The sequence below is a fragment of the Armatimonas sp. genome (genome assembly GCF_964826245.1).
Genome location: NZ_CBAYMC010000040.1, coordinates 1 through 22728 on the forward strand (window position 1 = coordinate 1; position 22728 = coordinate 22728).

Consider the following 22728-nt stretch of genomic DNA (forward strand, 5'->3'; position numbering starts at 1 on the left):
TTCCACTAGCCGTAGCTTGATAGGCTTTTGAATTTTCAGGGCCTTAAAGATGAGAAGGCCACGCATAGACTCGCCGGGAGCGACTTCCTGGTTGAGAGAGATCTTGGCGCCTAGGGAGAGATAGTCGGTCTGCCAATCTAGCTTCTGACCTTCTTCATCAGTTAGAGTCGGCTTGAGAGTGTTCCAGTTCAGCTGCTGGGGGCGCGCAAGGAGATTCGTGAGCTTGAGCTGAACCGTGAAGATGCGAAAGTCTTGGTAGGGTTGGTATCTTCCTACGGACTTCTCATGAATCGTGACCGCTTGAACCTCTGCTTCAAGGCCACTGACATCGAAGGGTTTTCCAAACTCGACTTTCACCTCGCTTAGAAGCTCTAGGCCATCCGGGCTGAAGGTGGTCTTCATCTTGCCAATCTGCTCGCTGAGATCGTAGCGCAGGACGGCTCCTGAGCCACGCTGGACGATTATTTTGCGAATCGGCCCCATCGCATAGATTGGGAGAACGACTTGTAGGCGGACTTTCTGTGCGGGCTTTAGTGCTGTCTGGTAGGACTTGCCATTTTCTGGCTGGTAGAGCGGCCCACTTGCCAGGAAGTTCTTGTCATCTGGCGAGACTGCCGTAAACTTGAACGCGCTGGAGTTTACCGTCATGTCCGTCGTCTTTTGCGGGTTCTGAACCGTGAAGGTGAGTAAGAGAAGCCGCTGATCTTTTCCCGCAACCACAGTAGCCTCGGGAGTTTTATAGAAAGGAGCCACCTGCGCCGACTCCAGGGTGAAGTGTAGCTCGCGGTCTTTCTCTCCAAGCTGATAGGTGATGCCCAGCTTGCCATTATCGCCGGGAAGCTGTGCGGTTCCCTTGGTAGGTGCTAGGCTACCTTGCCTCGATTTCGCGGGCTTGGGTTTGACTTGTGCGACACTCACCGAAGTGCAGGCAACAAGCATTCCGAGAGTAGCAGTGAAAGAGACAAGATATTTTTTTCGGAGTACTTTCATAGTGGGTCTACTATACCTTGATCGTGTTTTAATCGTCAATTATCAGATCAGATGATCCAACTATTAGGTATAAAGACGCAATGTCTCGCGCCTTCACGCTTATTGAGCTACTGGTGGTGATCGCCATTATCGCGATTCTGGCAGCGATTCTCTTCCCGGTCTTTGGGCAAGCGCGAGAGAAGGCCCGCCAGAGCTCCTGCCTCTCGAATGCCAAGCAGCTTGGCCTCGCGATTGTGATGTACCGCCAGGACTACGACCAGGTCAACCCACGCCATCGATTATGCCCTGATCGTGTCGGCGATGCGCTCTGCTCCACAGCCAGCCCGACCGTCTCGACCGGCTCCAACGAGACCTGGTGGGCTCCCTACGACAATGCCATCTCGCCCGAGCCGCCGAGCCCCGCGAGCGTTCAATATAACACGGCAACCAAAGCGGGGATGCTCCAGCCCTACGCCAAAAATATGGCGATCTTCAAGTGCCCCAGCTACCCGCAAGGCCAAGTGGGCTACGCCATGAGCTATATCACCGCCGGGCCGATGGGAAAGCCCGATGCGGAAGTAACGAATCCGAGCGCGATGTTTGTCTGGGATCATGCTCGCACGCCCGGCTGTGCCGACACACGCACGGGCAATACGGGGCCTGTCTGGGGAATCTTCCCCGTGCGCGCAGACACGGCCCACACCCACTACCCCACTCGGCACAGCGGCGGCTTCACGACCCTCCGCTACGATGGCAGCGCCAAGTGGCGCAAGCCCGAGAGCCTGAGTGCCGTCGATTTTACCGCCGTCCCTTAGAGGGTAGATGTCTTCAGAGAATAGATGTCTTCTCGTCTTTCCCTGCGCTGGCTCGGCTGGAGCGGGCCAACGGCGCTCTGGTTGCGCGTGTTCAGTGCGGCGAGGACATTTCTCAATGAAATCCGCGAGCAGCGCTATCGGGAGCCTACAGAAGCGCCATAAAGGCGGTGGCAGCGTGCGAGAGTGCCTCGCCGGAGCGCCAGACGAGCGCAAGTGTCCGGGTGGGGCGGGGCTCGGCGAGCTCGACAATCACGGTGCCGGGCGGTGGGCTCAGCGCGAGGCGGGGAAGCAAGGCGATTCCGAGTCCGGCAGCCACGAGGGCTTGCATTCCGCCTGCTGAGCCGGAGACGCAGGCAATGCGCGGGGTAAATCCCGCCGCCAGACACGCCGCAAAGATCGGGTGCTCCGGCGACTGCCCCTCCGGAACCCAGACCCAGCTCTCGCCCGAGAGCGAGGCCAGCGTGGGCGTGGTAACTGCTAAGGCATGTGCCTCGGGGACGATCAAGGCAAGCTCCTCGGTTAATAAACTCCTCTGCTCTAGGCCGTCGAGGGCGCACGGCAGGTGCACCACGCCCAGATCCGCACGGCCTGCCAGTACAGCCTCAGCGATGGCACGCGCAGGGACGGCCTCGTGTACGGAGATGCTAATGCCGGGATGTGCCGCACGAAAGCGAGCAAGGAGGGGAGGGAGTAAGTGCTGGCTTGGTGTCGGAAGCGTCCAGAGGCTTAGCTTCCCCGCCTCCAGCCCCACGACGCGCCGCACGCCCAGCCGCGCCTCTTCCTCCAGCGCGATCAGCCGCCCGGCATAGCCCAGAAGCGCCTCACCAGCATCTGTGAGCTGGACGCTTCGACCCCGGCGGTGAAAGAGACTCGTCCCCAGCTCCTTCTCCAGCGCTGCGATCTGCGCCGAGAGTGAGGGCTGCGCGATATGGCACTGGGCCGCCGCCTGTGTGAAGTTGAGCTGCCGGGCTGCAGCCACAAAGTAACGAAGTTGAAAAAGCTCCATAACGATTTAGTCTATTGTGCAATATTTGGCACGGAATCTGCTTAAGCTCTCTCTCATGAGAATTACCTGGCATCCCGACTTTGAATCAAACCGTCCCCTGAAGACGCATTCTTCTTCCCCAACATGGCACAAGGGGGCAGAGAGTACCCATCCGGGTATAGATAAAATTGAGCAGGAAGTGATCCTGATGGCCTCCGTCGCCACTGCGGAGCTTACCAACTGCCGTGTCACGCAGGGTAGTGTGGGGGATTCCTCGACCTTTGTGCACTTTCTGGCCGACATGGAGCTGTTTGAGGGGCGCTTTCGCAGCATCTTACTCGACCCATCGCTGAGCCACTATCAGACCGCACGCCTCAACCGGATCTTCCGCGCGTACCAGCAGCTCCGTCCGGTCGGCCAGCTCCGCCGCCATATTGAGTTTCCCCTTCTGTCTATCACCGAGCACAATAACTTTATCCGGATGGAGCTGGGCAAGGCTGTCGGTGCGGTGACTCTTCTGGGCCACAAGTGTATCCACAGCATGCGCGAGCCCGGCTGGGCAGGGTTTATGGAAGCCCAAGTAGCCAACGAGCAGGCGGAGGCGCAGGTGCAAGAGACCCGGAAGCGTCTTCTTGCTGTGCTCTCACCAGGAGCCTTTCGCGCTGCCCAAGCGGCACTATTTGCTCTTGAAGTCGCCTGTGTCGCATTCCATGGGATCGCTAAAGATCACTCCGAGATTCTTTGCCCCGAGGCGATCAACAAGATGGGGAACCTGCTGCCACGGACACTCCAGTACTGATGTAGACGACGTTTCAATAGACAGTACGACCCCTCACATGCTATAATCGGCACGGTCAGGGGGTAGTTTTTTTTTGGGCACAACAGCAGCAATCGTTCTAGCAGCGGGCAAGTCTACACGGATGCGCTCCAAGCTCTCCAAGGTGCTTCATGCCGTCTGTGGAAAACCGGTTCTTTTTCATATTTTAGAGGCGCTTGCTGCCGCTGGGGCCGAGCGCCGCATTGTCGTGATTGGCCACGAAGGTGAGATGGTAAAAGCGCGTGTCGAGGCCGCCTACGCTGGGCAGAACATTGAGTTTGTTTGGCAGCACAACCCCAAGGGCACAGGCCACGCCACTCAGCAAGCTGAAGAGGCCCTCGCCGACCACGATGGACCGGTCTTGGTCGTCCCCGGCGATGCTCCACTGCTCTCCGCCGATGTTCTCAGTGAGCTCCTGACGGCCCACACGGGCGGTGCGACACTTCTTTCTGCGATCTTAGACGACGCGGGAAGCTACGGGCGGATTGTGCGGGCTACCGATGGCTCTGTGGAGGCAATTGTCGAGGCGAAAGACGCGACGCCGGAGCAAAAGGCAATCCGTGAGATGAACGCGGCGGTCTATGTCTTTGACAGCAAGTCGCTCTTTGCGCGGCTGAAGAACCTGACGCCCAACAACGCCCAAGGGGAGCTGTACTTAACCGATGTGATCGGAATGACCCGCGCCGCCGGAGAGCCCGTGCGCGCCGTGGTCGCCAAAGACAACAACGTGACCCTCGGGATCAACACCCGTGTCGAGCTAGCCGAGCTCAACGAGATCCTCAGAAAGCAGCTCTTGCGCGAGCTGATGCTCTCAGGTGTGACGGTCCTAGACCCGGCGACGACCTATGTCGAGGTGGGCGTGACGGTCGGGCAGGACACGGTGCTCCATCCGGGAACCCACCTGCGCGGCGCAACGACGATTGGGGAGGACTGCATCATCGGCCCCTACACCGTGATTACGGACTCCACCGTGGGCAATGGCTGTAAAGTCGGGCCTTTTGCACAGCTTCGTGGCAAGGCAGTTCTTGGTGATAAGTGCAAGATTGGTAACTTTGTCGAAGTCAAAAACGGCAAGCTCGCCACGAATGTCTCGGCGTCGCACCTGGCCTACCTGGGCGACACGGAGATCGGAGCGGGGACGAATATTGGGGCCGGGACGATCATCTGCAACTATGACGGCTTCACCAAGAGCAAGACAATTATCGGCGCAGATGCCTTTATTGGTAGCAACTCCACACTCGTCGCCCCCGTCACCATCGGCGATGGGGCACTGACTGCGGCAGGCTCCGTGATCACCAAAGATGTCCCCGCGGAGGCAATTGCCATTGCGCGGGAACAGCAGAGCAACCTAGAAGGGGCGGAGACGATCCGCCGCGAGCGAAGGCGAAAAGAGCGAGAAAATGGCTAGAAAAGCGCTTCCTATCGGCAAGAACCTGCGTATCTTTGCGGGCAGTGGTAACCCGGCTCTGGCGACCTCCATCTCCCAGGAGCTTGGGGTTCCGATGGGCAAGATGCTCCTCACCCGCTTTGCCGACGGCGAGATCCGTGTTCAGGTGGACGAGTCTGCACGGGGGATGGATGTCTTTCTGATCCAGCCGACCTGTATGCCCGTCAATGACAACATGATGGAGCTGCTGATCTTGCTAGATGCGTTTCGGCGTGCCTCGGCGCAGCGTATCACGGTGGTGCTTCCCTACTACGGCTACGCCCGCCAGGACAAGAAAATCAAGCCTCGCGAGCCCGTCACCGCACGCCTTGTCGCGGATCTCATCTCGGAGTCGGGGGCGAACCGTGTGGTCTGTGTAGACTTGCATGCCAAGCAGATCCAGGGCTTCTTTCGCCTCCCCGTGGATCATCTCTACGCGGGGCCGATTCTAGGGGCGCACTTTAAAGAGATCGGGCTGGTCAATGGCGATACTTGTGTTGTCTCTCCCGATGAGGGCGGCGTCACCCGCGCCCGCACGCTCGCCGAGACCCTCCAAGCACCCCTTGCCATTATCTCCAAGCGTCGCCCCTCACCCAATAAAGTTGAGATCACTGAGATCATCGGGGATGTTTTTGGCAAGAACTGCATTATCATTGACGACATGATTGACACCGGCGGCTCAATTGTTGGAGGCGCACAAGCCCTCATCGCCCGTGGTGCCGCATCAGTCACCGCCTGCTGCACCCATGGCGTTCTGTCCGAGCCCGCCATAGATCGCATCAGCGCCAGCCCCATCGAGCGTGTCGTCCTCACCGACACTGTCCCTTTCCGCTACTACGACCACCCCGCCGCCGCCAAGTTCACCGTTCTCTCCGTCGCCGAGCTTTTAGCCGACGCTATCCGCCGCATCCACTGTGACGACTCCATCAGCGAGCTCTTCGAGAAGCAGTGGTAGCATAGGCACATGAAAAAAGAGATTCGTAACAGCCTGATTTATTTTGGGGTGCTGATGCTGATGTTGGTGGCTGGAATTACCATTGCTCTGCTACGCGGAAATGGCAAGTAGTTGAGGGAGCCTGTGGATAACTTGGCACTTATCCACAGGTTATCCACAGGCGATAGAGCAAGCATGAAACTAATTGTCGGGCTGGGGAATCCTGGAACCACCTACGCAAAAACGCGGCATAACATTGGCTTTGAGCTAGTTGACGCGCTCGCCAAAGCCCACGGGATTGCGCTCACCAACCGGCGCGATAAAGCCGTCACCGGGCGCGGCACGATCGCTGGGCAGGCCGTGATGCTGGTCAAGCCGCAGACCTACATGAACCTCTCAGGCGATGCCGTGAGTGCAATTGCCGCCAAAGAAAACATCGAGCGCGGCGCTATCTTAGTGATCTGCGACGACATCAACCTACCGCCGGGCCGGATGCGCCTGCGCTCCAGCGGCTCTGCGGGCGGACAGAACGGCCTCAAGGATCTTATTGCCAAACTAGAAGGTGAGGACTTCCCACGCCTGCGCATCGGCGTCGGGGCACCGCCTGCTTCGGGTAGCGAGCAGGTCAGCTGGGTACTCTCCAAGTTTGGCCCTGCCGACCGCAAGCTCATGGACGAAGTGCTCATCGCCGCCATGGGAGCCGCCGAGCTCTGGCTGGGTGAGGGCACGCTTGCGGCGGCCAATCGTTTCAATGGTTTGGTGGTAACGGTTTGATCGGGGCCTAAAAGTCCCCGTCTCAGGCCGCGCAAGCGCGAAGCGGGCCGAGCCCGCAGAGAAGCCGATTCTACGCGGTCGCGGGCCGCTTCGCCGAAGGCGGCTCAGGCGGGGACTTTCAGGCCCTGACTACTGCGCCGTCCAGCCGCCGTCTACAAAGAGTGTCGTTCCCGTGACAAAGCTGGCGGCATCGGAGGCTAAAAAGACAGCGCTTCCGGTGATCTCATGGAGCTCGCCCCAGCGGCCCATGGGGATCTTGGCCACAAATGCGGCGTAGGCTTCGGGGTTCTCCAAAAGAGGCTTGTTCATGTCCGTGGCAAACGGGCCGGGGCAGATCGCGTTGACCGTGACGCCCTTGGTCGCGTACTCCAGCGCCAAGACGCGCGTCATGCCTAAGATCGCGGCTTTGGACGACGCGTAGGGAATCCGCCCCGCCACCCCGATCACCGAGAGAATCGAGCCCAGGTTGATCACCCGCCCCCAGCCGCGCTCGGCCATTCCTGGCGCAAACTGCTTGGAGACTAAGAACGGCGCTTTCAGATTGACGTTAATGACCGCATCGAACTCGGCCTCGGTGAGATCCGCGATCCCGCCGCGAATATTGACCCCGGCATTGTTGACCAGAATGTCCACGGGCCCGCCCAGCCCAAGCTCAATTGCCCTGGCCATCGCGGCCACTTCCGAAGCGCTGGTCACATCGGCAGCAAACGGGACAATGTGCCGCCCGGTTGCCTCCGAAATCTCGGCGGCAGCGCTGTCCACATCTGCCTGCGTCCGGCTCACCACCGCCACATCCGCCCCCGCCTCGGCCAGCGCCTGCGCCATCACACGCCCCAGCCCCTTGCCCCCGCCCGTCACCAGCGCCCGACGACCGTCGAGGCGAAACAAATCCAGAACCGTCTTACTCATGCCCACCATTATAGTCCACGTCGAGGAGGCTCGTCAGGAAGGTCTGGATATCGGCGATGCTCTGCGGGGAGACTTCGTGGCCCATGGGGTACTCTTTGTAGGTCATCAGCACCGGGTAGCGCTTGAGCTCGGCCTGAATGGCCCGGCCCTGGTCAATGGGGAGGACACTATCGTAGAGGCCGTGGGTGACGAAGACAGGCTTGCCGACAAGCTGCATGTAGTGGGCTGCCTGCGTCGCGGCCTCGGGGATCAGCCGACCGCTCATCAAGACCGCTGCGTGGAGGCACTCGGGACGGGTGAGAAGTAGCAGGAGGGCCATCGCCGCCCCTTGGGAAAACCCCATCAAGACGGTCTGGTTGGGATCGGTGCCGTAGTGCCGGTGACACTCCTGGATAAATATCTCCAGGGTCTCCGCACTCTCAAAGGCGATATCTTCCTCGAACTCAAGGCCGTCTTCGTGGAAGGTGATGGGGTACCAGCCCCAGCCGCCGCCGTGACGAAGCGGCGCACGGACGGAGACAACCGTGTAGCGCGGGTCGAGCCAGGGAGAGAGCCCAAAGAGATCCTCTTCATGGGAGCCAACCCCGTGAAGCAGAACGAGAAGCGGGGGACGTGCTCCTTCGGCTTGTCGCACCCGATGGATGAGCGAAAACGACATGCCTATATGGTATCGTAAAATTCGTGCAAGAGACCGAGGAAAAACCAGCGAATGCGGAGCAAGTTCTCAAGACCTTAGGAGAGCGCTGGCGTGGCGCGCTGACACTGCAGTACCGCTCACAGCTCGTGCTAAGCCACCAAGGCGAGCCAGGGCTACGGGGGACGCTTCAGGTAATGCTCCGTCGCCCTCACCTCGCGCGCATTGAAGTGCGCGTGGACAAAGCCGAGTTTTGTTGCCTGCGTGTCTGCGATGGCCGCGTGATCTGGCAGCGCAACCAGGGCGTCCCCCTCCGGCCTGCCCACACCCAAAGGCATGCGTTTCAGGATACGGTGATGTCGGGGATTCTCCACCCCTTAGACGAAGCCTCTTACTCGGTGGATCAGTTTCTCGCTCCCGTGCCCTTCTGGCTTCCCGGCAAAGACACCACGCGCACAGCCAAGCGCCGAAAAGAGAGAGACCGGGAGCTTTTTGTGGTGACACAGACCCAAGGGACGAGCATGGACACCTTGACACTGGATGCGAAAAACTACGCGCCGATCTGTCTGGTGCGTGTGGGCGATCACGGCGGGACGATCCAAGAGCTTCTCCGTGAGGAGTTTACCGAGGTTCAGCTGGGTGGCCCGCTTCCCCCGAGTCTGTTTCGCTGGAACAAAGAGGACGAGCAGCGGCGATGAGAGGATAAGCAGCGGAGATGAACAGTAAGCACCCTGCCTACGAGGCCGCCGAGCGCCTCCTCAAGCCTGTGGGCCGCCGTGAGACGGGGCAGTATCTCGTGGAGGACATCCACCTGGTACGACAAGCACTCGTCGCCCCAGAGACAGCGGTCAGCGCTGCCTACTGCCTCCCAGGCGATGTGGCCGAGCTAGAGCCGCTCTGCGTGGCGCGTGGGATCCCACTCTACGTCCTGACAAGCGGACTCCTGCAAAAGCTCACCGGCACAGGCTACGAAACCGCCGTCAGCGCGATTGCCATCGTCCAGCAGCGCCTCGTCAAGCCCACCGAGCTGCTTTCTGAAAACGCCCTGATTCTCTGCGGCGAGCGCATTCAAGACCCGCGCAATGTCGGCGTCCTGATCCGCACCGCCGATGCGCTGGGCTGCTCCGGGCTCCTGCTCTCCGCAGGAAGCGCCGAGCCTTTCTCACGCCAAGCCGTGCGCTCGACCACGGGGAGTATCCTGCGCCTGCCCATCGCCCTTGCCTCTGACCTCGCTGCGGTTTTAACCACGCTGCGTGCGCAAGGAGCCACCGTGATTGCCTCATCGGGAGCCGCCACTAAGACCGCCGCTGAGGCCGATCTGACGCGTCGCCCCCTCGTGATCGTGATGGGAAATGAGCAAGAAGGCATCTCGGAAGCCGTCGCCAGTGCCAGTAGCGCCGTCGTGCGGCTTCCCATGGCTCCAAACACCGGCGCAGACTCCTACAATGTCACCGTCGCCGCCGGAATGCTCTTGTACGAAGCGATTCGCATGGTAAAATAATATCCGGCGCGGAGAGGTGAGCGGAATGGTATCGCCACCGCCTTGAAAGCGGTCTCACCCCTGAACGGGTGTGCGGGTTCGAATCCTGTCCTCTCCGCCTTTTCCGCCGATTGAAATCGGCGTCTGTGGGCTTCCAGCCAAAAAGTCGCTCCGCGACTGAAACCAATTCTTCGACCTGAGCCACTTGAGCTTCTTGCCTGGGCTACTCAGCAACCGAACCACGCCTACCCAACGTAAAAAGCGCCCCGCAATTGAGGAAATACTTCCCCAATCGCGGAGCGATTTCTCAGCCGAGGCACGAGGCTTTTACACGCCGATTTCAATCGGCGGGCCCTATGGCTAGATTAGCCCACGGAAAGATTTGACGCCGCCGTCGTAGCCGGGGAAGAGTTTTTCTAGGCTACTCACCCCAAGGTGCTTCATGGCGACTTCTCCAAAGACGGCGCGGAAGTCGGTTGTCAGTGCTAGATCGCGGTTTTCGTAGAGCTTCTCGGGAGCGAGGCCGGGCCAGTCGCCGTAGACCTTGCCGCCTTTGATTGCCCCGCCGAGTGCAAAGAAGCAGGTCGCGTGGCCGTGATCGGTGCCGCCGGTGCCATTTTGCTTGACGGTTCGCCCGAACTCACTCATGGTCAGCACCACCACATCGTCCATTTTGTCGCCCAGATCGGTGTAGAGCGCGGCAAGCGCCTGCCCGACCTCACGGAGCTTGTTGGCGAGGTTGCCCTGCGTCGGAGCGCCGTTTTGGATCTGGTTGGCGTGCGTGTCCCAGCCGCCGATATCGGCGAAAGCGACTTCGACCCCCACATCGGCCTTGATCAGCTGCGCGATCTGCTTGAGCGACTCCCCGAGCTTGCCGTTGGGATAGCTGGCGTTGTTCGCGGGGGTGTAGCGCGCCGGATTGATTCCTTTGAGCATCTTGATCGCCTCGAAGCTCTCCTTGCCCGTGCCGTGCAAGACATCGCCGACCGCCTGGTCGTAGAGCGCCTCGAAGCCGCCTGCGACACTAGAGCCACTGGCGAGGGCGAAGCGGCTGGCCGACGGGTCGTTGATTCCAAAGGTGCGCAGATCGGGAATGGCGAGCGCTCCGGCATCGCCTTTCAGAGCCGTGGGCAGGCCGCCTCCCAGCGCGACGGCCTTAAACGGGGATTTTCCGGCTTTTACGTTGGCGCGATCCTCGGGGCAGAGCATTGCGGCGCGAGCCAGCCAGCCGTCGTGGACGGACTTACTGCCAGGTGTGCCGCTCTCCATGTAGTCCATCGCATCGAAGTGTGAGCGCGTGCTGCTGGGCGAGCCGCAGGCATGGACGGCGGCTAAGTGGCCGTCTTTGTAGATCTTGGCAAGTGGCTCCAGCGACGGATGCAGGCCAAAGAAGCCATCTAAGTCCACGACTTGGTTGCGCGGAATGGCGATATTGGGCCGGGCGCGATAGAGCTCCGCCTCGCCGTGGGGCACCACGACCGAGAGACCGTCGGCAGCGCCTCGCATAAACACACAGACAAGCGTCTTCTTTTTCTTGCCTGTGCCCTGCGCCAGCGCCGCCCGCTGCAAAAACGATGGCCCTAGCATCGGAGCCAGCCCGACGGAGGCTAGAGCCACCCCGCCATTTTTCAGAAACAATCGTCGTGATACGTTCATAATATGCCTTTCCCCCTCCTCCCAGGATTGGGAGGAGGGGCTAGGGGAGGAGGGTCATCTCCGCTGGAACTCGGGGGAGCCCAGGATCAGTGCGGCGAGGCGCTTGGCTGAGAACTCATCGCCTTCGGTTTGTTTTTGCAGCGTTTTTATCGTTGCCGCCGAGAGTGAGCCGCCCGTGAGCTGCTCACCGAGAAGCTCGATCATGATGGGAGTAGGCTTGCTGGGCGTCTCGGAGAACGGCATCGCGCCACTCAGATCCGCGTCGCTGATGCGGCCATTGACCAGTGCGAGCGCGTAGTTGATGCGGCCGATAAGCGCCCCGCTGGAAACCCACTTGCTGGAGTCTTCTGGGTAGCCTGTGGGGAAAGCGTAGTTAAAGAGCGGCTGTCCCAGAAGGCCAATCTGACCTGCGAGGAGCCGCTGATTGGTCTGGCCACCGCCATTGGGCGCAAAGATATTGATCCCCGCTCCCTGCCGCATGCCTGCCATACCCCCACCAAATGGGCCCGACGCAGCAGGCGGCGCGGTCTCCACCGTGGCTCCTAAGGCGCGTGCGGCGGAGACAACAAACTCAAAGGGAGATTTGACTTTGGATTTATACGCCGCCGCGCTGAAGAACTCTGTGCTGCTGGTGATCGTGGTGAGAATCTCGCGGATGTCGCCGTCGGTGCGCTTCCAAGTCGCCACGCACTTGTCTACCAGGCTCGCAGGGGGATTGTCTGAGACAAACCGGCGGCACAGCTTGGTGGAGATATTCTTGATGGTCGCCGGGTGGCTGGCAAGGACTTCGAGCATCTTCTCGCCTTCTTCTTGCCCGCCGCCTGCGGGGAATTTTATGCCCAGCACTTCTTTCTCGTTTCTATCGTGGAGGTTTGCGTGGAACTCAAACTCGCCGCCATAGCGTCCGCCGCGCACGCCCCAGCCGGTGAGGCAGCGTGCCAGCTCGGTGACATCGCGTTGCGTGTAGCCGCCGTCCACGCCCAGCGTGTGAAGCTCCATGACTTCCCGGGCGTAGTTCTCGTTCAGGCCCTGTTTCTGGCGTTGCGCCAGCGCGGGTCGGTTGGGCATTCCCTGGCCCGAGAGGCGCTCGTAGGCTTGCTCTTCGGTGATATTTTGGTTCTTGGCGATCTCCCGCACCCGCGCCATCATCTGCATGGCAGGTGCAAGGCCACGCTCGGCGCCCTGGCGAACCTGAGCAAAACTAAACTGTGGGCGACGGCTGTCGGACATGCGCTCGGGCTGTGCGGCGACGGACTGTGCGTTGTCAAGATAGAGCATCATCGCGGCGGAGTGTGCGGAGGCGGAGAGGAGCTCTTTGAACTTGCCCAGCACATGGGGCCGGATCGCCTGCTCTTCGTCAATGACCTTAGCGGCCCGAACTTTGGTGGCGTCAATATTGAAGTGATTGCTCCAGAAATCCACTAAGACTTCCTGAAGCTGCTTCTCGCTCTCCACAGCGCGCACCAGCTTGTTCATCACCAGCTGCGAGCCTGCCTCATTGACTTTTTGCCGCGCCAGCTGCCCTTCTTGAAGCTGCTTACGCTCGTCCGGAGTGGCATTGCGCATGACCTCAAGAAATCCTTGGGCTTGCTGCTGTTGGGGCGGTGGTGTGCCGGTTTGTGCGGCGGTGACTCCATTTTGGATGGCTTGTGATGCTCCCGTTGCGCCTCGCTGGGAGAGCTGGCTCTGTAGCTGCAAGAGGCGGGCGTTGTTCCTTTGAACATTACGCTCCATCTCCGCAAGGTCAGAGCCGGTCAGCTTAAGGGCCTCATAGCCTGCCGTCTTTCGCGCCACGGCTTCGTCTTTAAGCTGCTCGGGGTGAAGCTGCTGGTTGATATACGCCTTGAGCCCAAGCTTCTTGACCTGCTGAATATCGCCGGGGCGCGGCCCAAACCCCAAGCGGTTGAGCGTGTGGACGATGCGTTGCTCTTCCGTAAGAGGTTTATCGGCACTCCGTGATGGGATCGTCGTTCCTAGCATTAGTGCTAAGAGTGAGTAGAAGACTTTCATGGCGTTTAGGACGAGAGCCTTGGGTGGGAAGTTCAGCAAAAAAAATGCCACCTGACAGCGCCAGGTGGCTTAGAGTAGGAATGGAGAGTAGGATACTAGAGAAAACGGTGACACAGCGGCTAGGGAATCATAAGCCGTTGCGCGAGTTCGACACTGGTCGGAGGCGGTGCATTCATCAGGCGAGTTAGCCCCGTCTCTTCCAGTGTCACTTTGAGATCGGGGGAGGGCTCGATGTTCCAGGCGACTCCTACCATTTGAGCGACGCGGGCAAAGGTGACGAGAGTGGCGACGCCCGCAGGTTCCACAAAATCAAGTGGCCTGAGATCCAGTGTTAGGTGCAGGGGGCGCTCGCCCAAAGCACTAAAGATAGTATCCCGAAATGAGAGAATGGTATTGAGATCCAGCCGTCCTGTTGCAGTGAGTGATAGGCTTCTATCGGTCTGCCAGCTCTGGCTTACCGCGAGGAGATGCGCAGGAACCTGGGCGGTAGGCCGCCCTCGTCGAGGAACAGAAAAGACAGGTCGAGATTGCCCCGTCTCCGCATCGTGAAATACACAGTCGTTCATGCTGTGCACTACTGCAACATTAATGCCTTAACGTCAAATCGTGCAAAAAATACCGTGCCTTCATCAGGATAATACAGCATCCACGACAGGGTAGATGTGATATGACCATCACACCGTACAGAAAAACTAACAGCTTGGCGAATTACGGGCTGAAAATCTCATAGAAAAACTCGTATGATTACGAGGATAAAGCTTTAACAGATCTCTTGGCTCAAGCCGATCACCTTTAGGGCAAGTTACATTGCCCCGTGTTCAACCTCGTCTAAACTTCAACCCGATTTATGTTAAACCGTACGGTGCTGACCAAGCTTGGTAGTTTGGTGGATCGAACCAGATTTCCAGTGAGTGCCTTGCCCCCTCTGGGGTGTGTCTGTCAAAAGCTGAAGGTAGTTCCTGATCCTAAGGTGACGAACCCTTAAGACGAAAACTCTTCACGATGTTATCAAGCAAAAAGCAAACATGTAAGAGGAAAAGACAGAAACGAAAAAAATGCAACGATTCGACACTGATACCAAAAAAGGTTCCCGATTCCTCTTCCGGTCCAGCTACCCCTAGAAGGTCAGGCACGTCAGGTTGCCGAAGAGCTTGTCAGCGCTCCGTTTGAACGCGACAGGGGAGTCGCTTAGCAATCCCAAAGCCCTCCGAAGCGAGATTGACGTTCGGCTAGGACGGTTTCAATTTATCCTAACTTGATATATCATAAGGTTTTTAATGCCTCTTCTGAGCCTAATACAATATTGTAAATCACGATTTTTAGATATGGTATCTCTTTATTGGAATAATATTGACAAATTTTCAATATACCGTTACACTGTAAGTTGCAGTTAAGAGATGGGAAAAATTAAAGTTTAATAATCTTTAGTCAAAAGCCGCATTTCATGTTTGTGATTCATCACAGGAGACACATATGTTTCTGTCTGATTTGAAAGAAAACTTTTTTGGGTGTCTTCGTGCATCCGAAATTGCTTTTTTCTTTTCCAGCAAAGTTGTTTGTGGAAAAAATATACTCTGAGAGGGTAGTCATGTCTTATCGAAAATTCAGCCTAGGTAAAACACGCCAGGCATTTACACTTATCGAACTCTTAGTCGTCATCGCGATCATCGCGATTCTCGCCGCCATTCTCTTCCCTGTCTTTGCACAGGCTCGCGAGAAAGCTCGTCAGGCCTCCTGTATCTCCAACTTCAAGCAAGGTGCGCTTGGGATCATGATGTACATGCAAGACTACGATGAAGCATTTCCCGTAATGACTGCTGAGTACGGTGTCTGGACACCACAACCGAACTGGGCATGGGGGCAGATGGTCTTTCCCTATATCAAGAACTGGCAGATTCACCGCTGTCCCTCTAATGGAACCGCTACTGAGGCTGTGGTCTCTGAAGGTGCAACCAATCCTTTAACTAGAGAGTTTAACTATGCACTTCACTCCGGGCTCGGCTTCAACTACATGCACCTGACGCCTTTCACCACGGCTGTTGGTCCTGCTGGAGGAAATCTCTTCAGCCCGCAGACAAATGCCGCTGTTGGACAGCCGGCAGCTACCATTATGCTTGCTGATTCGATCTGGGATAAAGCAGGCACCGCTCCAGCAGGTGGGGGTAACTGGTTTATTGAAGCACCTTGTTTTCAAAATTCAGGAACGGCTTACTGGTTTGGTGGCTGGCGGATTGATACCGCTACCGATTGGTTGCAATTTGGTGGTACACATCCGTTTCACCAACAGAGTGTGACAGTTGCTTATGTTGATGGACATGTTAAAGCAACTCGTATTGGGGATTTGGCTAAGGGATGTAATGTCCGTACCAAAACTCTCACGGATCCTACTGCGGCAAATGGGATCACAAATGAGTATCTTTGGGATCGTCTGTAGAGTTAAATAGGAGAAAAGTGACAATGAAGCGTCTTATGTGTGTGGTTTGCCTCGTTGCTTTAGGAGTGCTAATGGCGGGTTGTCCTTCCAATGAGCCCCCAAAGCCTGAGGAAGTGCAGTCTAAGAGTGAGATGAATAAACCTAATACGGGTAATCCGAATGAGCCTGCCCCCGGGGCAGTGACTCCTGGGCAAGTTGCGATGCCTGGACCTCCCGGTAAGGGACGTAAGTAAGGACATTGCTTGTCCGGTTCTTAAGCGGCGCAGAGCTCCGGCTCTGCGCCGCTTTTGCGACAATAGAGCATGAGTTTATGGCTGGCGTTTTGTTGTGTTAGGACGGCTGCAAGTTGTCCTGAGTTGATGCATCGCGAGGCTCTTAATGCCGCATAGGATATAAAATAAGGATTTTATATCGCGAATTATAGGTCATGAATCCGTTTTTAAAGAGACTACTTGACAAATTTTCAATATCACGTTAGACTGTCGCATCTCTAAGAGGTGGGCAACATTAAAGCTTAAAAACCTTTAGTCAAAAGCCGCACTTCATGTTTGTTATTTATCACGGGAGACACATGCGTTTACGCTGGTTCGAAAGAGAAACAGTTTTCGGGTGTCGTCGTGCGTCCTACTACTTTTTCTTTTCCAGCAAAGTTGTTTGTGAAAAAAATATACTCCGAGAGGGTAGTCATGTCTTATCGAAAATTAAGCCTAGGTAAAACACGCCAGGCATTTACACTTATCGAACTCTTAGTCGTCATCGCGATCATCGCGATTCTCGCCGCCATTCTCTTCCCTGTCTTTGCACAGGCTCGTGCCAAGGCCCGCTCCATCACCTGTGTGAGCAACGTCAAGCAAGCCGCTCTTGGTGTGCTGATGTACGTCCAGGACTACGATGAAATGCTACCGCAGCTGGACAACGACCGCACCGCTGGTCATACACCGGACTGGGGCACCCCGGGCAATATCCAGACCTGGGGCAACCACATGTTCTTGGGAGTTGTTCAGCCCTACCTGAAAAACTGGGACTTCACCGTCTGCCCTGAAGCCGGCAAGACCAACTGGAAGATCGCGATTCCTGATGGTTCCGTTGCAGGTGCCCCCTACGTCCAAGCCATGGACGACGCCGGTTACTACGCCAGCTCCTTCTCCAAGATCGCCGTGAATATTCTGCTTGTCGAGTGGGGAGCCCGTGGATCTACGGCAGCGATCGCTCGCCCTGCGGAGACCACCATGCTCGTGGCCGACTCTGTCTGGGACAACACGGGTGTCGCGATTTCACAGGCAGTGGGTAACACCGGTGTCTGGCCGGAGAACGAAGCGGGTGGCTGTGTTGGTCTCGGAGGACAGGGCTGGACCTGGTACCTGCACTCCAACACCAAGGGTCGTGGCGGAAGCCGCGCGGCAGTGGAGTCGGGTCGCGCCAATGTTGCCTTCGTCGATGGGCACGTAAAATCCATGGATCGCAACAATCTGGAGCGCTGTGACTTTAGCCCCGCCGCCAATGCACGAATCTTCACGTACTGGGAGTACCGCTTCTAGAATGAAAAAATCACTCTCTATCGCGCTTCTTATCGCGCTTCTGGTGTTGCCACTTTTTGGCTGCAGCAACAGCGCCGACGAGGCACCACCCCCGCCCCCGAAAGGGGCTGGTGATAACAACTCTCCCGAGGCCAAAGCGGCTAAGGGGCTTGCACCACCTGACAGTGGCATGCCTCCTCCGGGTGGTGGAATGGGACTGAAGGGCAAGCGTTAGTCGCTGTCCGAGCAAGTTAATGCGGCGCAGAGCTTCGGCTCTGCGCCGTTTTTGTTACAATAGAGCATGAGTTTACGGCTGGCGTTTTATGGGGCATCACTAACCGAGCTACTTTCTGGGCTGGAGCGCCTTGCACAGGCAGGGGTAAAGACTCAGCTCTATCTTTCCTCACCGACGAGCCTTCCTGCGGATTTAGAAGTGCTGGGTTTATTGTCCGAGAGTCCGGCGGCGTTGCTGCCCTTGCGTGTCCCCGTTCACCATGCCTTGGCAACGCCGGAGAGTCTAGGGGCGGTGCTGGCGCTCGGGGCTCGGGTGCTGGGCGCACAGGCGATTCCTCTTATCTTTGCCACGCCGCGTGAGGGGTATTTTGTTGCGTTTCGGGGGCTACACCGCCAGCTCTACCCCGAGTCACCGTGGGCGATTGCGCGCCAGGAAACGGATCTTGCTGTGCTACTCCATCAGCAGACAGAGTACTTCTCACTCTACGACATGAGCTGTTTGTACTTAGAGGCGGGACGCGAGGCGGTTCGGACACGCCTCAAAGAGATCCAGGGTGATCCTGAGCCATCTGTGATCTTTTTTGATTCTCTCACCACGGCGCACGAAGCGCTGGTGGGCGAGATCTTATGGGAGCAAAAGCCGCGCCTTGTTGTGGGCTCCGAAGGGGTTCAAACGGCACTACTGGCGGCCTGGGAAACGGCTCAGCTCCTCCCTGAGGTCGTGATGCTGACTCGCCCGGAGCCACTGGGCCAGCTTCTGGTTGCCCATGCCTCAGCCCTGCCCGAGTCCGTGGTGCAGCAAGACTGGGCACGTACGAATGGTTTCTTCTGCCATACTTTTCGTGATGCCCCTCGGGGGGTCAAGGTGGCGCAGGGAGCGCTCTCCGTAGGGCACAGTGTCTCGCTCTTTGCCGAAGACCCGGCACTGGGGCCAGAGCTGGCTCAGACGATTATTGCACTCCATCAGAAAAACCCACAGCGACGGCTCGTGCTTTCATCGTCGGTGGCGCTTGCCCCAGAGCTTGGCATTGAGGCGCTAGAGTGGGTTGCCGCGCTCGCCTCGGGCTGTCCACTCTGTCGGATCGTGGGTGGCCCACTGGAGGGCTGTGAGGTTGTGGTTCAGGCGGAGACGCTCGGGCCGGAGCCGTTTTTCCTGAAAGTGCGCCAGGGAATTGCTGTCTGAATCCGCCATTTGGGGGAGGCAGGGCACGGTTGCTTGCGGCACTATCAGGGTATGTCCGGTGAGCTTTGGGTATTGAGTGGCCTTGGGAGTATCGTGGTACTTTGGGGTGTACAGGGCCTAGGGAGCTGGTGGACAAATCTGCAGCAACAAGAGCAGATGGAAGCTGCCACCGTGGTACAGAAAGTCCTGGTTCACGAGCAGGGAAGTGGATGGGAGCCTGATGAGCGCTACGTCGTGACCTTCTCTCTCCCTGAGGGCGGTCGCCGCCACTTTGTGGTGACGGAGGTGCAGTACAAGCAGGTTTATGCTGGGCAGACGGGGCAGCTTCTCACACAAGGCTCTCAGTTTCGGAGCTTCACGCAGCTGAGCACGAAAATTAACTGAAGGAATTTTGGGGGTGACGGTCAATACTAGTGTTATGAAACGTACACTCGTGGCTTCTTTGCCGATCTCGTTGTTGTTCGCGCTTACCGGTTGCGGCGGCTCAGGCACGGCCATGGATAGTGCGAATCCGCCAGGCGGTCTGGCGACACGTGGCACAGCGGCAAGCATTGATCCCACCGCCGAGCCAGCAGGGGCGAGCGCGGCTCCTTTTACGCCCATTGGCCTCTTCGTCACCGGCACCGATGCCGTGACTCCTACCTGGGGCCATGTCTGGGCGACGGTCTATAAAGTCGAGGGCGTGGGCGCGGGTGAGAAAGATAAACCCGTCACGCTGTTTTCTAGTGGGGAAGGTCAGGTTCTAGATCTCACGCAGCCGGGCGCACTTCCGGGCGCAGGCGTGGCAGCCGCGAGCCTCGCTAGCATGACCCGAATCCGGGTCACCCTGGCACCATCGGTGCAGGCAACCAAGCCTGAGCAAAACGATGTCGAGACCATCAGCCTCGTGCCCGCCCTTCCCAAAGATGCGGAGGGGCGAGCCGTCGTGACTCTAACCCTCGCCAAGCCTTTTGAGGGAGGGACGTTGCCCCTCGCCGTAGATCTAACCAAGTTCGTCCCGCGCGACAATAAAGCGGGGCTAGAGCTGGTCCCAGGCGATGCTCCAAAGAAATCTCCCAGCCTGTCTGTGTCGGGTACCCTGCGCGGCGGTCTGCTTGTGCTGCCTGGCGGAGGACGACTGACGCTGGAGCTGAGCGGTGCACAGCTTGCCAACGCCGATGGCACACCAAAACCTAAGCCCACCGATGGCACTGCGGCACTTGCCGATGGGACACTCTCTGTAGATGGCAAGACCCTGACGGTCAGTCGCCTGACACTGGGCCGCCCCGAAGCCGCCGCGCTGGAAGGCACGACTGCTGATCTTGATCCGAAGCTGGGAACCTTTACTCTAACCCTGAGCCATGCGACCGGCATTCTGCCAACACGCCTCGCGGTCACCGCAACTCTTGCGGAGAAAGCCATTTTTCGGAGCCGTGGTGGGCTACTGCTTGCCTCGGATGAGTTTCTGACCGCGCTCAAAGACAAGTCCACGATGGTGCGTGTCGAAGGCACCTACGAGCCCGCCACCGGATCACTCTCCGTGCGACGCGGCTGGCTTCTGGGCAAGAGCGCGCGTGAGGCCACGGTGACCGGAACCCTCACCGCCGATGAGAAATCCGGCGCACTCTCCGTCACCGCTCCCACAGACTGGGATGGCTTTGCTCCCACCGAGAAACCCGTCGCCCTGACCACCACGACAGCAACAGCCTATCTCGACGAGAAAGGCGCGACGCTTACCGCAGAAGCCTTCAAAGCCGCGCTGAAAGAAAAATCCGCCCGCGCTCTTGGCCTGCTTGACGGCGATGGTCGGCTGGCCGTCACCAAGCTCACGCTCGTTGCGCCCCTGCCCAAGCCAACGCCGGAGCCTGAGCCAGAGAAGAAACCTACCGAGCCCACGCCGGACAAAAAACGTCCTCCCGCTATTACGGTGCCCGACAAAAAAGCCTCATGACCTACTGCGAGTTCGTGCGCTCTGGTAAGGCCCATCCGGTTCATGTCCACTACCACGACTCTGTCTACGGCTTCCCGGTCGAGAGCGACGATGCCCTCTTTGAGCGGCTAGTGCTAGAGATCAATCAGGCAGGGCTGAGCTGGGAGACGATCCTCAAGAAGCAAGAGGGCTTCCGTGCCGCTTACGAGAACTTTGAGATCGCCAAAGTCGCCGCCTACGGCGACACGGAGATCGCTCGCCTGCTCGCTGACCCGGGGATTATCCGCAATCGCCTCAAAGTACGGGCTGCGATCAACAATGCCCAGAAGATCTTAGAGCTTCAGGCCACGCACGGGAGCTTCAAGGCCTGGCTGGATGCGCATCACCCGCAAGAAAAAGCCGCTTGGGTAGCGCTCTTCAAGAAGACGTTCACCTTCACCGGCGGCGAGATTGTCGGGGAGTTTCTCATGAGCTGCGGCTATCTGCCCGGTGCCCACGCCCCCGACTGCGCGATAAACCCCTCACTTGCCTGACTCAGGCGGTAAAATACCCTCATGCAAGAGCGTTGGACGTTGGCGGAGTCGGGGATTGCGTGGGAGATCTCGGGGAGCGAGGGGCTTCCCCACGACGATCATGTGGAGCTGAGTGGGCGGCGGGTGAGTGCGATTATCCGCTACGGAGTGGATGACAAGCGCCGCTTGATCTTGAGCCGGGAAGTCATCTGGCCCACCCTTCGGCTCAAGCGCGATGATGTACGGGGCTACCTGCGGCGCACCTGGGGCAATGAGGTCATCCCCCCGATTCGCATTGAGGGCATCCCGCTCGTCCCGGGCCCCGTCCGCGAGGTGCGACTCTGGGAGGGACGGCTGACCATCACCCACGGCCCGCTCGATGGGATTATCGTCCAGCGCCATCTCTTCCCCTGCGAAGACGAGCCTGCACTTTTAGAGCGCTGGAGCGTGATCAACTTCAGCGATGCCCCGGTTGGGCTGGAGTGTGTCACCGAAGAGGACACCGAGACCGTGGCCTGCTACGATGGCGATGTGCTGGTGAGTACTAAGATTGTCGAGGGGCCATCGCTTCTGGTGCGTCCCGGTGAGTTTGGCAATATCACCTTGGCCTTTGTCGCGCACAAGAAAAACGCGACTCAGAAAGCCCTCAATGTCCCCGACGAAGCCATTTTTCGCGAGCGGCGCTGGAAGGCTCTGAGCGAGAAACTGGTGCTGACGACCCCCGATCCCGTGCTCAACCGGGCGTTTGAGTTTGCCAAGTGGCGCGCCGCGGAGAGCCTCTTTCACACCAAGATGGGGCTGGTGCACTCGCCGGGTGGTGGGCGCTACTACGGCGGCGTCTGGGCCAATGACCAAGCGGAGTACGCCAATCCTCTCTTTGGCTATCTGGGCGACTCTCTCAGCCACGAGGCCAGCGTCAACTGCTACGAAAAGTTCGCCACCGAGCTTACCTCACGCTTTCGCCCCTTGCCCTCGTCGTTTGAGGTTGAGGGAGATGTGATCTGGCGCAACTGCGGCGACCGGGGTGATGCCGCCATGATCGCGTCGGGGGCGAGCCGCTACGCGCTGGCACAAGGCGATAAAAAAATCGCCGAAAAGCTCTGGCCGCTGATTGTCTGGTGCCTGGAGTTCTGCCACCGCAAGACCGACGAGCGCGGCATTGTCCTCTCCGACACCGATGAGCTGGAGGGGCGTTTTCCCACCGGCGAGGCAAATCTCTCGACATCGTGCCTCGCCTACGATGGCTACAAACGTGCCGCCGATCTCGCCCTTGAGCTGGGTCACACGGAGCTGGCAGAGCAGTACAGCACTGCCGCCGCTGCGCTGGAGCTCGCCATTGAGAAGCACTTCGGAGCAGAAGTTGAGGGCTTCACGACCTACCGCTACTACGAAGCCAACACGACCCTGCGGGCATGGATTTGCTTGCCGCTTGCCCTCCTCCCCGGCCCTCCTCCCAACCCTGCGGAGGCAGGATTAGAGGAGGGAGAGAATACCGCTTCAGGCTCCCCCCTCCTCCTCCCCCCGGCCCCC

General features: G+C 58.6%; 23 protein-coding genes and 1 tRNA gene. 17 read left to right on the forward strand and 7 right to left on the reverse strand.

The genetic code is table 11. The annotated features are described in order from the left end of the window. A partial coding sequence (locus AC1XOS_RS05775; protein WP_481961270.1) for a DUF4352 domain-containing protein occupies positions 1-990 on the reverse strand: 990 nt, incomplete at its 3' end. 80 nt (positions 991-1070) lie between these two features. On the opposite strand from AC1XOS_RS05775, the gene AC1XOS_RS05780 reads away from it, so the two are divergent. Both AC1XOS_RS05780 and AC1XOS_RS05785 read left to right on the forward strand, forming a co-directional pair. Then, positions 1071-1784, forward strand: coding sequence for a DUF1559 family PulG-like putative transporter (locus AC1XOS_RS05780; RefSeq protein ID WP_481961271.1), 714 nt, complete (start codon positions 1071-1073; stop codon positions 1782-1784). A 24-nt stretch (positions 1785-1808) separates the two neighbouring features. After that, positions 1809-1946 (forward strand): hypothetical protein, encoded by a 138-nt coding sequence (locus AC1XOS_RS05785; RefSeq protein ID WP_481961272.1) that lies wholly within the window; start codon positions 1809-1811, stop codon positions 1944-1946. Here the strand turns inward: AC1XOS_RS05785 and AC1XOS_RS05790 are convergent. Then, the gene (locus AC1XOS_RS05790) at positions 1930-2790 is read right to left on the reverse strand and encodes a LysR family transcriptional regulator (protein WP_481961273.1); all 861 of its coding nucleotides are present in this window, start codon (positions 2788-2790) and stop codon (positions 1930-1932) included. The two genes, AC1XOS_RS05785 and AC1XOS_RS05790, sit on opposite strands and share 17 nt — an antisense overlap. Positions 2791-2968: 178 nt before the next feature. Between AC1XOS_RS05790 and AC1XOS_RS05795 the strand changes: the two genes are divergently transcribed. From AC1XOS_RS05795 to pth, 4 genes are all read left to right on the forward strand, one after another. Next, positions 2969-3568: a hypothetical protein gene (locus AC1XOS_RS05795; protein WP_481961274.1), complete on the forward strand. Its 600-nt coding sequence runs from the start codon at positions 2969-2971 to the stop codon at positions 3566-3568. A 73-nt stretch (positions 3569-3641) separates the two neighbouring features. Continuing rightward, positions 3642-4994, forward strand: coding sequence for a bifunctional UDP-N-acetylglucosamine diphosphorylase/glucosamine-1-phosphate N-acetyltransferase GlmU (gene glmU / locus AC1XOS_RS05800; protein ID WP_481961275.1), 1353 nt, complete (start codon positions 3642-3644; stop codon positions 4992-4994). Further along, positions 4987-5967, forward strand: a complete 981-nt coding sequence (locus AC1XOS_RS05805) for a ribose-phosphate diphosphokinase (RefSeq protein ID WP_481961276.1) — start codon at positions 4987-4989, stop codon at positions 5965-5967. The genes glmU and AC1XOS_RS05805 overlap by 8 nt, the downstream gene beginning before the upstream one ends. A gap of 174 nt (positions 5968-6141) precedes the next feature. Further along, complete coding sequence (gene pth, locus AC1XOS_RS05810; RefSeq protein ID WP_481961277.1) at positions 6142-6720, forward strand: aminoacyl-tRNA hydrolase; 579 nt, start codon at positions 6142-6144, stop codon at positions 6718-6720. A 129-nt stretch (positions 6721-6849) separates the two neighbouring features. Here pth and AC1XOS_RS05815 read toward each other — a convergent pair whose 3' ends face one another. Both AC1XOS_RS05815 and AC1XOS_RS05820 read right to left on the reverse strand, forming a co-directional pair. Then, a complete protein-coding gene (locus AC1XOS_RS05815; protein WP_481961278.1) occupies positions 6850-7629 on the reverse strand; it encodes an SDR family NAD(P)-dependent oxidoreductase in 780 nt (259 codons plus the stop codon). Further along, entirely contained in the window at positions 7622-8287 is a 666-nt protein-coding gene (locus tag AC1XOS_RS05820) for an alpha/beta hydrolase (RefSeq protein ID WP_481961279.1), read from the reverse strand. The genes AC1XOS_RS05815 and AC1XOS_RS05820 overlap by 8 nt, the downstream gene beginning before the upstream one ends. Positions 8288-8310: 23 nt before the next feature. Here AC1XOS_RS05820 and AC1XOS_RS05825 point away from each other — a divergent pair, with 23 nt between their 5' ends. The 3 genes from AC1XOS_RS05825 (at position 8311) to AC1XOS_RS05835 (ending at position 9861) form a co-directional block, all read left to right on the forward strand. Continuing rightward, a complete protein-coding gene (locus AC1XOS_RS05825; RefSeq protein WP_481961280.1) occupies positions 8311-8961 on the forward strand; it encodes a hypothetical protein in 651 nt (216 codons plus the stop codon). Positions 8962-8978: 17 nt separating this feature from the next. Beyond that, positions 8979-9764, forward strand: a complete 786-nt coding sequence (locus AC1XOS_RS05830) for a TrmH family RNA methyltransferase (RefSeq protein WP_481961281.1) — start codon at positions 8979-8981, stop codon at positions 9762-9764. Between the two features lie 10 nt (positions 9765-9774). After that, a tRNA-Ser gene (locus AC1XOS_RS05835) sits at positions 9775-9861 on the forward strand. A gap of 242 nt (positions 9862-10103) precedes the next feature. On the opposite strand, the gene AC1XOS_RS05840 is transcribed toward AC1XOS_RS05835, so the two are convergent. The 3 genes from AC1XOS_RS05840 to AC1XOS_RS05850 form a co-directional block, all read right to left on the reverse strand. Then, positions 10104-11399: a DUF1501 domain-containing protein gene (locus AC1XOS_RS05840; protein WP_481961282.1), complete on the reverse strand. Its 1296-nt coding sequence runs from the start codon at positions 11397-11399 to the stop codon at positions 10104-10106. A gap of 54 nt (positions 11400-11453) precedes the next feature. After that, positions 11454-13448 (reverse strand): DUF1800 domain-containing protein, encoded by a 1995-nt coding sequence (locus AC1XOS_RS05845; RefSeq protein WP_481961283.1) that lies wholly within the window; start codon positions 13446-13448, stop codon positions 11454-11456. Positions 13449-13528: 80 nt separating this feature from the next. Beyond that, a complete protein-coding gene (locus tag AC1XOS_RS05850) occupies positions 13529-13975 on the reverse strand; it encodes an STAS domain-containing protein (protein ID WP_481961284.1) in 447 nt (148 codons plus the stop codon). Between the two features lie 938 nt (positions 13976-14913). Between AC1XOS_RS05850 and AC1XOS_RS05855 the strand changes: the two genes are divergently transcribed. The 8 genes from AC1XOS_RS05855 to AC1XOS_RS05890 form a co-directional block, all read left to right on the forward strand. After that, a complete protein-coding gene (locus AC1XOS_RS05855; RefSeq protein ID WP_481961285.1) occupies positions 14914-15843 on the forward strand; it encodes a DUF1559 family PulG-like putative transporter in 930 nt (309 codons plus the stop codon). Between the two features lie 686 nt (positions 15844-16529). Further along, the gene (locus tag AC1XOS_RS05860; protein ID WP_481961286.1) at positions 16530-17381 is read left to right on the forward strand and encodes a prepilin-type N-terminal cleavage/methylation domain-containing protein; all 852 of its coding nucleotides are present in this window, start codon (positions 16530-16532) and stop codon (positions 17379-17381) included. Position 17382: 1 nt separating this feature from the next. Beyond that, complete coding sequence (locus tag AC1XOS_RS05865; RefSeq protein WP_481961287.1) at positions 17383-17595, forward strand: hypothetical protein; 213 nt, start codon at positions 17383-17385, stop codon at positions 17593-17595. A gap of 66 nt (positions 17596-17661) precedes the next feature. Next, positions 17662-18777, forward strand: a complete 1116-nt coding sequence (locus AC1XOS_RS05870) for a hypothetical protein (RefSeq protein WP_481961288.1) — start codon at positions 17662-17664, stop codon at positions 18775-18777. A gap of 51 nt (positions 18778-18828) precedes the next feature. Beyond that, positions 18829-19161 carry a DUF2500 family protein gene (locus AC1XOS_RS05875; protein WP_481961289.1) on the forward strand — a complete coding sequence of 111 codons (333 nt, stop codon included), beginning with the start codon at positions 18829-18831 and terminating at the stop codon, positions 19159-19161. A 34-nt stretch (positions 19162-19195) separates the two neighbouring features. After that, positions 19196-20707 (forward strand): hypothetical protein, encoded by a 1512-nt coding sequence (locus tag AC1XOS_RS05880; protein ID WP_481961290.1) that lies wholly within the window; start codon positions 19196-19198, stop codon positions 20705-20707. Next, a complete protein-coding gene (locus AC1XOS_RS05885; RefSeq protein WP_481961291.1) occupies positions 20704-21219 on the forward strand; it encodes a DNA-3-methyladenine glycosylase I in 516 nt (171 codons plus the stop codon). The genes AC1XOS_RS05880 and AC1XOS_RS05885 overlap by 4 nt, the downstream gene beginning before the upstream one ends. Positions 21220-21240: 21 nt before the next feature. Further along, positions 21241-22728: hypothetical protein (locus AC1XOS_RS05890; protein ID WP_481961292.1), on the forward strand; the 1488-nt coding region annotated here is incomplete at its 3' end.

Bases quoted from the DNA above. Each gene is read 5' to 3' on its own strand.
- AC1XOS_RS05840 (WP_481961282.1), bottom strand. From the start codon at position 11,399: ATGAACGTATCACGACGATTGTTTCTGAAAAATGGCGGGGTGGCTCTA.
- AC1XOS_RS05850 (WP_481961284.1), bottom strand. From the start codon at position 13,975: ATGAACGACTGTGTATTTCACGATGCGGAGACGGGGCAATCTCGACCT.
- AC1XOS_RS05790 (WP_481961273.1), bottom strand. From the start codon at position 2,790: ATGGAGCTTTTTCAACTTCGTTACTTTGTGGCTGCAGCCCGGCAGCTC.
- AC1XOS_RS05820 (WP_481961279.1), bottom strand. From the start codon at position 8,287: ATGTCGTTTTCGCTCATCCATCGGGTGCGACAAGCCGAAGGAGCACGT.
- AC1XOS_RS05860 (WP_481961286.1), top strand. From the start codon at position 16,530: ATGTCTTATCGAAAATTAAGCCTAGGTAAAACACGCCAGGCATTTACA.
- AC1XOS_RS05880 (WP_481961290.1), top strand. From the start codon at position 19,196: ATGAAACGTACACTCGTGGCTTCTTTGCCGATCTCGTTGTTGTTCGCG.
- AC1XOS_RS05885 (WP_481961291.1), top strand. From the start codon at position 20,704: ATGACCTACTGCGAGTTCGTGCGCTCTGGTAAGGCCCATCCGGTTCAT.
- AC1XOS_RS05870 (WP_481961288.1), top strand. From the start codon at position 17,662: ATGAGTTTACGGCTGGCGTTTTATGGGGCATCACTAACCGAGCTACTT.
- AC1XOS_RS05875 (WP_481961289.1), top strand. From the start codon at position 18,829: ATGTCCGGTGAGCTTTGGGTATTGAGTGGCCTTGGGAGTATCGTGGTA.
- AC1XOS_RS05805 (WP_481961276.1), top strand. From the start codon at position 4,987: ATGGCTAGAAAAGCGCTTCCTATCGGCAAGAACCTGCGTATCTTTGCG.
- AC1XOS_RS05785 (WP_481961272.1), top strand. From the start codon at position 1,809: ATGTCTTCTCGTCTTTCCCTGCGCTGGCTCGGCTGGAGCGGGCCAACG.
- AC1XOS_RS05780 (WP_481961271.1), top strand. From the start codon at position 1,071: ATGTCTCGCGCCTTCACGCTTATTGAGCTACTGGTGGTGATCGCCATT.
- AC1XOS_RS05830 (WP_481961281.1), top strand. From the start codon at position 8,979: ATGAACAGTAAGCACCCTGCCTACGAGGCCGCCGAGCGCCTCCTCAAG.
- AC1XOS_RS05865 (WP_481961287.1), top strand. From the start codon at position 17,383: ATGAAAAAATCACTCTCTATCGCGCTTCTTATCGCGCTTCTGGTGTTG.
- AC1XOS_RS05815 (WP_481961278.1), bottom strand. From the start codon at position 7,629: ATGAGTAAGACGGTTCTGGATTTGTTTCGCCTCGACGGTCGTCGGGCG.
- pth (WP_481961277.1), top strand. From the start codon at position 6,142: ATGAAACTAATTGTCGGGCTGGGGAATCCTGGAACCACCTACGCAAAA.